Consider the following 13,221-nt stretch of genomic DNA (forward strand, 5'->3'; position numbering starts at 1 on the left):
GGTTCGGCTCGTGCCCGCTCTGCTCGAGGTAGCGATGCCTCGACGTCAGTAGACGTCGCGCACGTATCTCTTCTCGGCCGACAGAGCCTTGACATACGACTGTGCACTCGCAGGTGCGAGCCTTCCGTGCTGTGCGACAACGCCCTCCAATGCGTTGTGTACATCCTTGGCCATCCTGGACGCGTCGCCGCACACGTAGAAGTGCGCACCCTGCTGAAGCCACTTCCACAGTTCTGCGCCGTTCTCGGTCATCCGATCCTGCACGTACACCTTCTCGGACTGGTCACGGGAGAACGCCAGATCGAGGCGCGAGAGTGATCCGTCGTCGAGCATCGCGGTCAGTTCGTCTCGGTAGTAGAAGTCTGTTGCAGCGTGTTGTTCTCCGAAGAACAGCCAGTTCGGCCCGGTATGTCCCAGCGCACGCCGCTCGTGGAGGAACGCACGGAACGGTGCGACGCCGGTTCCGGGTCCGACCATGATCATCGGGGTGGTTGGATCCTCCGGTGGCTTGAAGTGTGCGGACTTCTGCACGAAAATTCCGATGTCCTCACCTTCGGCATGGTCGGCCAGGTAAGTCGAGCACACGCCGCGCCGCGGAATTCCGTGGACGTTGTAGCGCACGGTCGAGACCGTCAACTGAACCTCACGGGGGTCTTCTTTCGGACTGGAAGAGATCGAATAGAGCCGGGGTTGGAGGGGTTTGAGTACGCTCAGCCATTCGTCGACGTCAGCGCGAACGGGGGAATGGGTGAGCACGTCGATAGACTGTCTGCCCCACATCCAATCCGACAGCGCCCCCTTGTTCTCCGGCATGAGTAGGCGTTCGAGGTCGGCATCGCCCGCCCGGCTCTGAACGAACTTCAGCAGATCCGGCGACGCTTTGGCGATTTCGAGGCGATCACGCAACGCGAATCGAAGCGGCATGGACTCGAATCCGGCGAGTTCGACGACGGTATCGCCGTCGAGCTTGGTTGCGTTCAACCATTCGTCCACGAGGGTGTCGCTGTTGCGTGGCCACACTCCCAATGCATCGCCTGCCTCATAGCTCAGCGTTCCTTCGGGAAGGTGGAATCCGAATTGACGGACGTCCTTGCTCGACCCGGCGGCGCTGAGTGGGGTATTGCGCACGAGCGAAGTAGGAAGCGGGGCTTTCTTTCCATAGGTGGCGACGGCGCTGTCGGCAGCCTGTTGTGACGGATCGACAGGTGAGGACTGACCAGGTGACGGCGGAGTGGATGCCGCAGCGGCGTCTGTGGAGCCGAGCTTTCCGCGTACCCGCTCCAACCACATCGACGATGCGTCCTCGAAGTCCGGCTCGCAATCGACTCGGCCCACCAGGCGTTCCGCTCCGAGATCCAAGAATCTGGAATCAAGCCTTCTTCCGTGTCCGCAGAAGTCGTCGTAGTTGGAATCCCCGAATGCAAGGACTGCGAACCGAACGCCCGTCATATCCGGTGCCGAATCGCCCGATAGCCCGTCGAGAAAGGTCGTTCCGTTGTCCGGGGCATCGCCGTCGCCGGTGGTGCTGCTGATCAACAGCACGTTCGGGTAGCCGGAGAGCTCCGCCGGTGAGAAGTTCTCCATCACATGTTCGTCGACGGCATAGCCGTCGGCGCGAAGCTGTTCCACGCACGAGAACGCGAAATCCTCGGCGTTGCCGGTTTGCGATGCCCACAGAACGAGGATGCGATCGAGTTCGTCTGCTGGTTCGCTTGCGGGGTTGCTCGCAGAGTCGGGGCGCGTCGACTGTTCGCGGGAGAACATGCCGACGAGCATGCCGTCGATCCATGCGCGAGTTTCGGGTGACAAGGGAGTGGTCGATGGAAGAACCGGCGCTCCTGCACTGCCCAGTGCAGTATCGGCACGAAGCCCTGCGAGTAGTCCCGCGATATAGCGCTGCTCGACGACGGGCAGCGGCAGTGCTGGCCCGGCGGGATCGCCGGCGAGTATCGCCAGCGCGTCGATCGGCGACGTGGGCGCCCCTGTGGTCTCGGGTGTCGATGCGGACAGTTCCGGCGCGACCTTGGTGAGGGTGACTGCGCAGATCTTGAACTCCGGTTGCTGTGAATACGGGTCGATGGCGTCGTTCGTTACCGCATTGATGGACAGGTATTCGCCGAACGAGTCGTTCCAATGGAACGGGGCGAAACAGTCCCCAGGACGCACTCGGTCGCTGACGACGGCGGGGAGCACCGCTCGACCTCGCCTCGAGGCCACTTCGATGCGATCACCGGCAACGTACCCGAGTCGTTCGGCGTCGAGTGGGTGGATCTCGATGAACGGACCTGGATTGAGTTTGTTGAGTTTGGCGACCTTGCCGGTCTTCGTCATCGTGTGCCACTGATGTTGCAGCCGACCGGTATTGAGGAGAAATGGGTAGTCGTCGTCCGGCATCTCGGCGGGCTTCATCGAGGGGCGGGCGAAGAACTGCGCGCGACCGGTGGGCGTCGGGAAGGACAGGCGAGGTGTCGAACCGTCGTCTCGAACCCGAAGCGTTTGGCTGATGCCATCGTTGACGTATCTGATGGGGTGTCTGTCGTGGTCGTCGTCGGGAGGGCATGGCCATTGCAGCGGAGTGCTTCTGAGTCGGTCGTAAGTGACTCCGCGCAGGTCGTAGCCCGTGCGCGGGTTCGAGAACAGCTTGATTTCCTCGAAGACCTCCTCGGCGCTGGAGTAGGAGAAAGCATCGGCATAGCCGAGTTCGGAGGCCATCAGCGAAATGATCTGCCAGTCGGGGAGTGCTTCCCCGGGAGCGTCCACCGCCTTCTGGAACAGGGTGAGATCGCGTTCCGAGTTGATCATGACACCCTCGGATTCCGTCCACAGCGCGGCGGGCAGCATGACGTCGGCATATCCGTTCGTTTCCGTGTCCGCGAACGCATCCTGGGTGATCACCAGTTGGGCACGTTCGAGGCCGGCGATGACGGTTTTGCGATTGGCCACCGAGGCAACAGGATTGGTGCAGATTATCCAACAGGCCCTGATGTCACCGTCGGCCATTTTGGTGAACATCTCGATGGTGCCGCCGCCGACGTCGGTGCGTAGGGTTCCCGCAGGGACCTTCCACTGCTGTTCGACGAACACACGATCATCCTCGGACAGGACTGCACGCTGGCCAGGCAATCCGGGCCCCATGTAACCCATTTCGCGACCACCCATGGCGTTGGGTTGACCGGTGAGCGAGAACGGCCCGCTGCCGGTTCGGCAGATGGCGCCGGTGGCGAGATGCAAGTTGACGAGTGCGTTGGTGTTCCACGTTCCGTGAGTCGACTGGTTGAGACCCATGGTCCAGCAACTCATCCAGTTGTCTGCCTCGCCTATCCACTGTGCGGCGGTCCGTAGATCGGCTTCGGGGATGCCGGTCGTCGCACTCACCTTGGCGGGCGTGTAGTCGGGTAGGAACTCGGCCATTGCCTCCCACCCGTCGGTGAACTCGGCGATGAACTCCTTGTCGGTGTGCCCGGCCGCGACCAGAAGATGAAGGAGGCCGTTGAGGAGGTCGAGATCGGTTCCTGGTGCGATCTGCAGATGCAGGTGAGACTTGTCGGCCGTGGCGTTCCGGCGCGGGTCGACCACGATGAGTTTGGCGCCTTGCTTGACGCGGTCCATCATGCGAAGAAAGAGAATTGGATGGCAATCGGCCATGTTTGCGCCGGTCACCAGAAATACGTCGGCGTGGTCGAAGTCCTCGTAGGAGCCGGGAGGGCCGTCGGCGCCGAGCGACTGCTTGTAGCCGGTACCTGCGCTCGCCATGCACAGACGCGAATTCGACTCGATCTGGTTGGTTCCGATGTAGCCCTTTGCCAATTTGTTCGACAGGTACTGCGCCTCGACGGACATCTGCCCCGATACGTAGATGCCGAGCGCATCAGGGCCGTGCTCGTCGAGAATCGCTCGGAGTTGCCTGGCAGTGCTTGCGATCGCGTCCATGGTGTTTGCCTGCACCGCGTCGCCGGTGCGGTCCTGCCGAACCCTCGCCGTCTCGAGTCGGCCGGGGGCCGCAAGCATGTCCGACGTGGTGGAACCCTTGGTGCAAAGCCGTCCGAAATTGGCCGGGTGTGAGACGTCACCCACTGATTTCTTGATCGTCGGAGTGCCGCCGACCGAACCGATCTGCAAGGTCATTCCGCATCCGACGCCACAGTAGGCGCACACCGTCTTGACGGTGTCCGTTGCGAGGTCGACGCTTCCAGAGGCCACGAGTCCACCATCCTCACCGCACGATTCGGGTCGATGACCAGTCAGTTAGGCCGACGTGACGTTGTCCTCACAGGCGACCTGCCTTGGGCGTGATGTCTCGATGAGTGAGGTAGCCGGCATGGGTTGGAAGCCGCGTTGACATCGAAAAGTAGTCGTGCGAGAGTAGTCGCGTGTCTTCAATTCGTTTGTTCATCCTGGGCTCGCTCGCGCAGCGAGGTGAGATGCACGGCCACCAGCTGAAGTTGCTGGCCGAGGAAGAACGAGTTCACCTGTGGACCGACATCTCGGTGGGGGGCCTCTATGGCGCGTTGAAGCGTTTGCTTTCGGAAGGATTGATCGTCGACGTTCGCACAGAGCGAGAAGGAAACTTCCCGGCCCGCCAGATCTACGCCATCACGGCTTCCGGGCTGGAGGCTCTCGGGAACCTGCGTGGGCAGGGTCTGTCGGAGTTCGTGCTGCGACCCGATCCCTTCGACCTGGCTCTTACGAGATTGGATCCCGACACGCTCGATCAGCTCCCCGGCGTCATCGCTGCACGCACTGCGCTGCTCGACGAACTGCTGCGCGTCTCGGTCGAAGCCAACGACCGAGCTCGACCGCACCTGTCGCTGGCCGAAACCTTCGCGCTCGAACATCGCGAGGCGAGACTCAGGGCCGAAATCGACTGGCACCAGAGACTTGTCGACGCGATCCCGAATATAGTGTCCGACGAGTCCACGCGTGTTCACGGCCCCCTGCCGCATGAAACTCTGCCGCACCAACCGAAGGACAGTTACACATCATGACCGACATCAATTCTCGGCCGTCTGCGCAGTCGGTGGACGTCCCCCGCAAATCCTGGCAGGCGCTGACCGTGCTGTTGCTCGGGATGTTCATGGCACTGCTGGACACCACGATTGTCAACGTCGCGCTCCCGACGATCGAAACCAGCCTCGGTGCGTCCGAGGCGACCTTGTCGTGGATCATCTCCGGCTACGCCCTTGCGTTCGGTCTCGCGTTGATTCCCGCGGGCAAGGTGGGTGACCGAATCGGTCACAAGTGGGTGTTCTTTGCCGGCCTCGCACTGTTCACCGTAGCCAGCTTTGCCTGCGGATTAGCCGCCACCGATTTACAACTCGTCATCGCACGAATCGTCCAGGGGCTTGCTGGCGGCATCTTCGTGCCGGCCGTCACCGCGTTCATTCAGCTCTTGTTCCCCGGGCAGGTACGCGGGAAGGCCTTCGCGATCATGGGTGCGGTCATCGGCGTCTCGACAGCACTCGGACCGATCACCGGCGGCCTTATCATCCAGGCCTTCGGCAACGAGAACGGTTGGCGTGGCGTTTTCTGGGTCAACATACCGATCGGAATCGTTGGGCTCGTTGCGGCAGCGTTCCTACTGCCGAAGCGCTCGGAGGACGAGGCAACACCGCCGAGTGGGATCGACTGGGTCGGTCTGGTGCTGGTCACGACAGGACTCGTTGCGCTGTTGGTTCCACTGATCGAGGGACAGGACCAGGGCTGGCCGATGTGGACCTATGTCACGCTCGCGGCGGGTGTGCTCCTGATCGCGGCGTTCGGGGTGTGGGAAGTTCGTTACACCCGAGCCGGACACAACCCCATGGTGCCGCCCAAACTGTTCACGCACCCCGCGTTCACCGGGGGCACGATCCTCGCGCTCGTGTATTTCGCCTCCTTCACCAGCATCTTCTTCACGCTGTCCCTGCTGTGGCAGTCAGGACTCGGCAATTCGGCGTTGTCTTCCGGCGCCGTCATGCTTCCGTTCGCGATCGGCGGCATCATCGCCTCGTCCCAGAGCAACAAGCTCACGCAGCGCCTCGGTCGGACCGTCCTGCTCATCGGAACGTCGCTCGTGGCAATCAGCCTGATCTGGATGTGGCTGCTCCTGGCGAACACCGAACCGGCGGATCTCACCAACTGGAAACTACTGGTTCCGTTGTTCATCGGCGGTCTCGGAAACGGTGCATTCATCGCGCCCAACGCGCAGTTCATCGTCGCGACCGTCGACCGTCAGGACGCCGGTTCTGCCAGCGGAGTGATCGCGACGATGCAGCGTATCGGCAGTGCTGTCGGTATCGCCGTCATCGGCAGCGTTCTTTTCGGATCGCTGAACATCACCGGTCCGGATACGGTCGCCAGTGGTTTCATGCACGCAGCATCGGTGGCAATGTCTGTCAGCGCCGCGTTCGCGGTGATCGCCTTACTCCTGGTGTTCGCACTTCCCAAGCGCGTCGACGCGCTGGGACCGCCCGCAGAAACCAAGTGATTGTCGATGCTGTGAAAACCCGCGCGCGGATTGCGCGCGGGTTCTCGGTAGCAGGTCCGACTAACTGCTGATGCTACGTTTGTGTGCTTCGACCACCGACTGTGCCAGTGCTGCGATCTTGACGTTCAAGTCCTGAGAAGTCTTGCGCAACATATCGAAAGCCTGATCGTCGTTCACGTCGTGCATCACCATCAGCAGGCCGATGGCCTTGCCGATCTCACGATTGCTTTGCAGGCCGCGACGCAGGGTGTCGGCTTCCTCGCCGCTGATGATCGCCGAGACCGTCACCGCAGCGAATGCCGTCAATACGATCGCCTTGTCGGCGGTACCGGCGTCGAACAGCCCGGGGGTATCGCTGAACAGGTTCAGTGCACCTACCTTCTTCTGATCGAGCATCAGTCGGAACCCCATCGCACCGCGCACCGGAGTGCGCGTCAAGACGCCCCGTGCGAGCGCCGGCCACCGAGTCGGCGTCAGGAAGTCGGTCTCGACCTGGGCAGCCTCGTTCTCGATGGCGTCCAGGCAGGGACCTTCGCCTGTCGCGCGCTCGATGTCGTCGACGGTGCGCGCCACTTCATCCGATGCCGCGACGGTGATGGGCTTACCTCGGCGCACCAACATCAGACTCGCGTGATCGCAGCCAGGAATTAGCAGTGTCGCCGCGACGCAGATTGCCGAGTACACCTCCTCGGCGGTGCTGCCCGTGTACACGATGTCCGCGAGCGCTGCGAAGACCGTGGCTGGGTCGATCGAGGCAGTTTCATTCGTCCTCGAGTTGTCCATGGACACTCCCATCGGTCGGTGCAAAGTCGCATAGTGGCATCAGTGCGCCACCCTTGACTCGAGAAGCCGCATTCGACCGCTAACGATACTCAGTGGTCACAGCGCCCCGTTCACTCGGCAGTCGCTGCGCACGGCGGCGCAGGCGCATCTTCCGCGAACGGCTTTCCCGGAGGCTCGATGTATGCGGCATAGAGCACCACCGGAACCGTGCCCAGATTGGTTCCCTCGTGGACGTGATTCGCGTCGATCTCCTCGGCTACTATCTGGCCTGCGGGAGTCGACACCTGCGAACAATCGTGCAAAGTTCTTGTCAGAACGCCCGTTTCGACGTACGCGTATACCGGTCCGTCGTGATAATGCCAGCCCGTGGTGCCACCGGGCGCGATGGTGATCTTGCGAGCAGTGAAGTCGGTCCCCGCGATGGCGGCGCTACCCGGCAGAAAGGGAAACGACACGTGGCCGAGCGTCTCGGCTGTGACACCCGATGGCGGTGTCGCGTGTGCGACCGCGGGGGACACACCCGCCAACGCGAGAAAACAGATTCCGGTAGTGCTCCAGCGAACGATGGTGGACATTGTTTTACCTCTCGTCGAGGGACCCCGAGCCCACACAGACTAATTACAGACGGTCAGACAGGTGTAGGTATCAGATTTTTTCCTCTGATCGGCGCTGGGTAGCGTGAACGACGTGGATGAATCAGCAGATGCCCCCGAGTCCGAACCGGCTGGCTTCGAACCGGCAGGCTTCGAACCCGCTGCGGCCGCATCACACGTGTTCGAATACGGTGTCGACGGCCCAAAGGTGATCTTGACGGGTATCGACGGTTCCGATTCGGCGTGGCGAGCTGCAGCGTATGCCGCAGGGTTGTCGAGGCGTCAAGGCTCACTGCTCGTGCTCGTATACGTGCAGCCGCTCGCCACTGCAGCATGGGGGCAGGCGGGAATTTCACTCGTCGAGACGGGCAAGGAAATTGCCGACGAACTTCTCGCCTACATTCAAAAGTCGAGCGAGGGTAGGGAGGCGATCCGGTGGGAGTTCCGCACGGCCACAGGCGATCCCTATAACGGCCTCGTCGCCGTGGCCGACGAGCTGCGTGCCGACGCCATCGTCGTCGGCGCCTCTGAGCACGCAGGACACCGAATGTTCGGGTCCGTCGCAGTTCGATTGGTCAAAGCGGGCCGGTGGCCGGTGACGGTGGTGCCATGATCCGGACTGGTGGGGCGGGCGGGGCTCGAACCCGCGACCAATGGATTATGAGTCCACGGCTCTAACCGACTGAGCTACCGCCCCATCTCGCGTGAAGCGAGCCGTCAGAATGCTACAGAGTCCGCAACCTCCGAGTACTCGGAGGGGTACGTCATACGGCCTTCACCGAGACGGGTATTCCATTGAGGATTGCGTTGGCGGAGACGGCGTCGACTCGCTGTGGATCGGTGACGTCGTTGGCGCTCGGCCCGACCACCGCGCGAGCGCCCGACAGTTCGACGCCGGGACGCTGATGGCCGAAACCGTGGGGCATGCTCACCACCCCCGGCATCATGCGATCCGTTGCCTGTACCTCGATACGCACCGAGCCCGCCGCGGACGTCACCGAGACGAGCGAGCCGTCCTCGATACCGCGATCGAACAGGTCGTCGGGATGCGCGAGCAGTTGGTGACGAGGCTTCCCCTTGGTCAATCGAGGAGAATTGTGCATCCACGAATTGTTGCTTCGAAGGTGGCGCCGGCCGATCATCAGCAGTTCACCGCCGGTGGGCGCAAGCGCCGTGGTCATCAGATCGTGCAATGCGGGGAGCTCGCCGACGATGACGTCTTGAACGAGGTGAATTCTCTTGTCGCGGGTGTGCAGTTTCTTCGGCAAGCCCGGTTTCAGCGGACCGAGATCGGTGCCGTGCGGTGACCTCCGCAGCGCTGCCACTGACAGGCCCTTTCTCTGACTGCGGAGCAGCAGGTCGATCGTACGTGTAGGCGAGAGACGCAAACGAGCTTCGGCGACAAGGGATTTCGGACGAATCCGGGCTCGAACGCGGTCGATCGGCGAGTCGGACAATCGTGCACGGTACCGAAGAGCGAGATCGCGGAAGATCTCCCAATCGTCTTTCGCGTCCTGTTTCTTCTCGAGGATCGCAGGCATGAATTTGGCTGTGTTGCGGACGGCGAACGTCTGGAACACGAGATCGTAGTGATCGCGTTCGAGCGCCATCGTCGGCGGCAGAATCACGTCGGCGTGCCGCGACGTCTCATTGATGTAGAAGTCGAAGGACACCATGAAATCCAGGTTCGCGAATGCGCGGTCCAGTTTCTCGCCGCCCGGCATCGACAACACAGGGTTACCGGAGAACACGGCCATCGCCCGGATCTGACCGTCGCCCGGTGTCGTCATCTCGTCCACCAGAGTGGAGCACGGGAGCTCGCCGGCGAACTCCGGTAGATCACGAACACGCGAGCGCCACTTGTCGAAGTGGCCGCGGCCCACGATCTTCTTCTCGGCGAGGTCGATCGCCGGATCGGTCAGCAGCGCACCCCCGACCCGGTCCAGATTGCCGGTCAGGATGTTGAGAACCTGGATCGCCCACTGGCAGACGCTGCCGAATTGCTGCGTGGAGACGCCCATACGTCCGTAGGCGACGGCGGAGTCCGCAGCTGCGAAGTCGGCTGCGAGCGAGGTGATGTTCTCGGCGGAGATGCCCACTGCAGGGGCCACGGCCTGGGGAGTGAACTCGGAGACCAGCTGGGCGACGTCGTGAGCTCCGTCGACGTACTCTGCCGTCCGTGTGCTGCCGGAGTCGACGATCACGTTGATCAGCGCGAGCAGCAAGAGTGCATCGGTACCGGGTCGAATGAAGTGATGGACGTCCGCGACGTCGGCGGTCTCGGTCCTGCGTGGATCGACGACGATCAGCTTTCCACCGCGAGCCTTCAGATCGCGTACTCGATGCGCGAAATCTGGAACCGTCATCATCGAGCCGTTGGATGCCATCGGATTGCCACCGAGCACGAGAAAGAAGTCGGTGTGATCGATGTCGGGGATAGGAAGTGCGAGTTGGTGACCGTACAACAGGTAATTGACCAGTTGGTGGGGTAGTTGGTCGAGAGAGGTCGCCGAGTAGCGGTTGCGAGTCCGCAGCATCGATGTGAACGGAACCCCGTGGGTCATGGCGCCGAGGCTGTGCACGTTCGGATTGCCTTGATAGACGCCGACCGCGTTGGAACCGTACTTCTTGCGGGTCGAAATCAGCCCCTCGACCACGAGCTCATAGGCCTCGTCCCACTCGATTGCTTCCCATCCGGACTCGGTGCGACGAATCGGAGTGCTCAGTCGGTCGGGGTCGAGATGTAGGTCGGGGAGTGAGAGTGCTTTCGGGCAGATGTGCCCACGGGAGAGTGGGTCCTTCTTGTCTCCGCGTATCGACGTCACCGCATTGTTCTCGACTGTGAACTCGAGCCCACAGATCGCCTCACACAGGTTGCACGAGCCGTGGCGCACCGTCATGTCTTTGTTCTCCTCGTCGTCAGTGGTGAGCCTAGCGCGGTGTTGAAACAGTGCAGGAAAACCCGAAAAGCCGCTGCTAACGGGCTGTTCGCCGGTATCGAATTCGATGTGACAGCGGACCGGAGCCGGCATGCCGCCGTGGCGGCGTCAGATGCTCCTGATTTGCAGCCCGCTGTCGTCGACTGGGTGAACACGTTCTTCGGTGGGCCCGGATCCGGTTTCGCCCAGGCGGTCTTCGCTACGTGTGCCGGCTGCTGAATTTTTCTGAACGGAACTACTAGAACGTGTTCCAATTTTGGGGTTCTGTGACTATCGTCGGTCTCACTGCAATCGGCTCGAACGGCGGGTCGGACTGTGTGGAAAAGGCGGGTCGCGATGAAAACCAAGGGCGCAGTGCTGTGGGGTCTGAACGAGCCATGGTCGGTCGAAGAAATCGAGGTCGGTGAACCCGTGGCGGGTGAGGTGCAGATCCGTATGGAGGCGGCCGGGATGTGCCACTCCGACCATCACATCGTCACCGGTGCCACGCCGATGCCGTCCTACCCGGTCATGGGTGGTCACGAGGGATCGGGCGTCGTCATCAAGGTTGGGCCCGAGGTGAAGACGCTGAAGGAAGGCGACCACGTCGTGCTGTCCTTCATACCGTCGTGCGGACACTGTCCGGCATGCGCGAACGGACACCAGAACCTGTGCGATCTCGGCATGGGTCTGCTCAGCGGTATGGCCATCAGCGACGGGACTTTTCGCATTCAGGCGCGCGGCCAGGATGTCATTCCGATGTGCCTGCTCGGAACGTTCTCCCCGTACATGACCGTGCACGAGACGTCGGCCGTCAAAATCGACGACGATATCCCGTTCGACGTCGCATCACTCGTCGGTTGCGGAGTCCCGACCGGTTGGGGCTCGGCGGTCAACGTCGCGAAAGTGACGCCCGGTGACACCGTCGCGATCATCGGAGTCGGGGGTGTGGGCCTCAGTGCCCTACAGGGAGCCGTTCAGTCCGGTGCCACCAAAGTGATCGCGATCGATCCTGTTGCCTTCAAACGGGATCAAGCACTCAAGTTCGGTGCAACGCACGTATTTGCCAGCGCAGCAGAGGCATTGATGCCGCTGATGGAACTCACCGCAGGTCGCATGGCAGAGAAGACCATCATCACGGTCGGCGAGATCAAAGGCGAGGACATCGAAGCCGCGTTGCTGTTGACGGCCAAAGCTGGTCGCTGCGTCGTCACCGGGATGGGCCGAATGGAGGACATGGATGTCAAGCTGAACCTGTTCTTGTTCACGATGCTCCAGAAGGACCTGCAGGGCGCCATTTTCGGTGGCGGAAACCCGCGTCACGACATCCCACTGCTCCTTTCCATGTACAAGAGTGGGCAGCTCAATCTCGACGACATGATCACCAACACCTACACGCTCGACGACATCAACACCGGCTATCAAGACATGCTCGACGGCAAGAACATCCGAGGCGTCGTCAAGTTCACCGATGCCGATCGGTAGCCGAGTAAGGGCCGATCGGTAGCCGAGTAAGGGGTGGAAGACTCGCCGATCCACTCCTATTAGGCTCTTCGTCGTGCACAGTCTTGATTTGATTGCAGGGTGGCCTGTCGACAACGCATCGGCGACGGTTGTCGCGGGGACGGCGGGGATCTCCCGGAGCACCGTAGTGGACACGTACGGCGATCTCGATCGTGTGTACGAGCTGGCCTCGGTCACGAAACTTCTCGTTGCCTACGCGGCCCTGGTCGCCGTCGAGGAAGAAGCGATCGAACTCGATCAACCGGCAGGCCCCGAGGGTTCGACGGTGCGTCATCTGCTGGCTCACACTTCGGGGCTTGCGTTCGGCGAACGCAGGGTTCAGGCGGATCCTGGCGAAAGGCGTATTTATTCGAGTGCGGGTTTCGAGGTGTTGGCCGATCTCATTGCCGACGAGACCGGCATTCCTTTTGCCATGTACCTGGATGAAGCGGTCTTCGCGCCTCTCGGCATGGCGTCGTCCATCCTGTCCGGGTCCGCCGGCCACGGCGCCAGTTCGTCGGCGAACGATCTGACCGCCTTCGCGGCCGAGCTGATCAATCCCCAGCTGCTGTCCGCCACGACTCTCGACGACGCAACCGCGGTGCACTTCGGCGGCGTGTCGGGTGTGCTTCCGGGGTACGGATCCCAGAAGCCGAACGATTGGGGACTGGGCTTCGAGCTCAGAGACAGCAAGTCTCCGCACTGGACCGGGCTTCACAATTCGACGGCCACCTTCGGTCATTTCGGGCAATCCGGGACGTTTCTATGGGTGGATCCGCAGGCGAACCTCGCCGCCGTGGTGTTGACGGATCTGGCGTTCGGTGAATGGGCGAAGCCGTTGTGGACGGAATTGTCCGACGAAATCCTGAGCAACAACCCCGGTTAGACACACCTGAGGTTCATTTCGTACAACTGATTACTCCCGTGCACTGGCGCAACAGGGGTAACTCGGGGCACA

Annotated in this window: 9 protein-coding genes and 1 tRNA gene; 5 read left to right on the forward strand and 5 right to left on the reverse strand. The window is 61.9% G+C overall.

Annotated elements, in window-relative coordinates; translation table 11 throughout:
- Window positions 1–45: 45 nt before the first annotated feature.
- Window positions 46–4,125 (reverse strand): molybdopterin-dependent oxidoreductase, encoded by a 4,080-nt coding sequence (locus QMK17_RS06395; RefSeq protein ID WP_442972708.1) that lies wholly within the window; start codon window positions 4,123–4,125, stop codon window positions 46–48.
- Between the two features lie 245 nt (window positions 4,126–4,370).
- Here QMK17_RS06395 and QMK17_RS06400 point away from each other — a divergent pair, with 245 nt between their 5' ends.
- Both QMK17_RS06400 and QMK17_RS06405 read left to right on the forward strand, forming a co-directional pair.
- Complete coding sequence (locus tag QMK17_RS06400; RefSeq protein WP_283507623.1) at window positions 4,371–4,985, forward strand: PadR family transcriptional regulator; 615 nt, start codon at window positions 4,371–4,373, stop codon at window positions 4,983–4,985.
- On the forward strand, window positions 4,982–6,466 hold the full coding sequence (locus QMK17_RS06405) for an MFS transporter (RefSeq protein ID WP_283507624.1): 1,485 nt from the start codon (window positions 4,982–4,984) through the stop codon (window positions 6,464–6,466). The genes QMK17_RS06400 and QMK17_RS06405 overlap by 4 nt, the downstream gene beginning before the upstream one ends.
- A gap of 60 nt (window positions 6,467–6,526) precedes the next feature.
- Here QMK17_RS06405 and QMK17_RS06410 read toward each other — a convergent pair whose 3' ends face one another.
- Together QMK17_RS06410 and QMK17_RS06415 are read right to left on the reverse strand one after the other, a co-directional pair.
- Window positions 6,527–7,249, reverse strand: coding sequence for a GAF and ANTAR domain-containing protein (locus tag QMK17_RS06410; RefSeq protein ID WP_283507625.1), 723 nt, complete (start codon window positions 7,247–7,249; stop codon window positions 6,527–6,529).
- A 110-nt stretch (window positions 7,250–7,359) separates the two neighbouring features.
- A complete protein-coding gene (locus QMK17_RS06415; protein WP_283507627.1) occupies window positions 7,360–7,824 on the reverse strand; it encodes a cupin domain-containing protein in 465 nt (154 codons plus the stop codon).
- A gap of 112 nt (window positions 7,825–7,936) precedes the next feature.
- Here QMK17_RS06415 and QMK17_RS06420 point away from each other — a divergent pair, with 112 nt between their 5' ends.
- Complete coding sequence (locus tag QMK17_RS06420) at window positions 7,937–8,455, forward strand: universal stress protein (RefSeq protein WP_283507629.1); 519 nt, start codon at window positions 7,937–7,939, stop codon at window positions 8,453–8,455.
- Between the two features lie 7 nt (window positions 8,456–8,462).
- Here QMK17_RS06420 and QMK17_RS06425 read toward each other — a convergent pair.
- Window positions 8,463–8,539: transfer RNA gene (locus QMK17_RS06425), tRNA-Ile, on the reverse strand.
- A 67-nt stretch (window positions 8,540–8,606) separates the two neighbouring features.
- Window positions 8,607–10,742 carry a molybdopterin-dependent oxidoreductase gene (locus QMK17_RS06430; protein ID WP_283507632.1) on the reverse strand — a complete coding sequence of 712 codons (2,136 nt, stop codon included), beginning with the start codon at window positions 10,740–10,742 and terminating at the stop codon, window positions 8,607–8,609.
- A gap of 375 nt (window positions 10,743–11,117) precedes the next feature.
- On the opposite strand from QMK17_RS06430, the gene QMK17_RS06435 reads away from it, so the two are divergent.
- Window positions 11,118–12,245 carry an NDMA-dependent alcohol dehydrogenase gene (locus QMK17_RS06435; protein ID WP_283507633.1) on the forward strand — a complete coding sequence of 376 codons (1,128 nt, stop codon included), beginning with the start codon at window positions 11,118–11,120 and terminating at the stop codon, window positions 12,243–12,245.
- Between the two features lie 73 nt (window positions 12,246–12,318).
- Window positions 12,319–13,149, forward strand: a complete 831-nt coding sequence (locus QMK17_RS06440; RefSeq protein ID WP_283507635.1) for a serine hydrolase domain-containing protein — start codon at window positions 12,319–12,321, stop codon at window positions 13,147–13,149.
- The last annotated feature ends 72 nt before the right edge of the window (window positions 13,150–13,221 follow it).

Source organism: Rhodococcus sp. G-MC3, from assembly GCF_030063335.1.
GTDB lineage: Bacteria > Actinomycetota > Actinomycetes > Mycobacteriales > Mycobacteriaceae > Rhodococcoides.

Bases quoted from the DNA above. Each gene is read 5' to 3' on its own strand.
- QMK17_RS06430 (WP_283507632.1), bottom strand. From the start codon at position 10,742: ATGACGGTGCGCCACGGCTCGTGCAACCTGTGTGAGGCGATCTGTGGG.
- QMK17_RS06395 (WP_442972708.1), bottom strand. From the start codon at position 4,125: ATGACCTTGCAGATCGGTTCGGTCGGCGGCACTCCGACGATCAAGAAA.
- QMK17_RS06410 (WP_283507625.1), bottom strand. From the start codon at position 7,249: ATGGACAACTCGAGGACGAATGAAACTGCCTCGATCGACCCAGCCACG.
- QMK17_RS06415 (WP_283507627.1), bottom strand. From the start codon at position 7,824: ATGTCCACCATCGTTCGCTGGAGCACTACCGGAATCTGTTTTCTCGCG.
- QMK17_RS06405 (WP_283507624.1), top strand. From the start codon at position 4,982: ATGACCGACATCAATTCTCGGCCGTCTGCGCAGTCGGTGGACGTCCCC.
- QMK17_RS06435 (WP_283507633.1), top strand. From the start codon at position 11,118: ATGAAAACCAAGGGCGCAGTGCTGTGGGGTCTGAACGAGCCATGGTCG.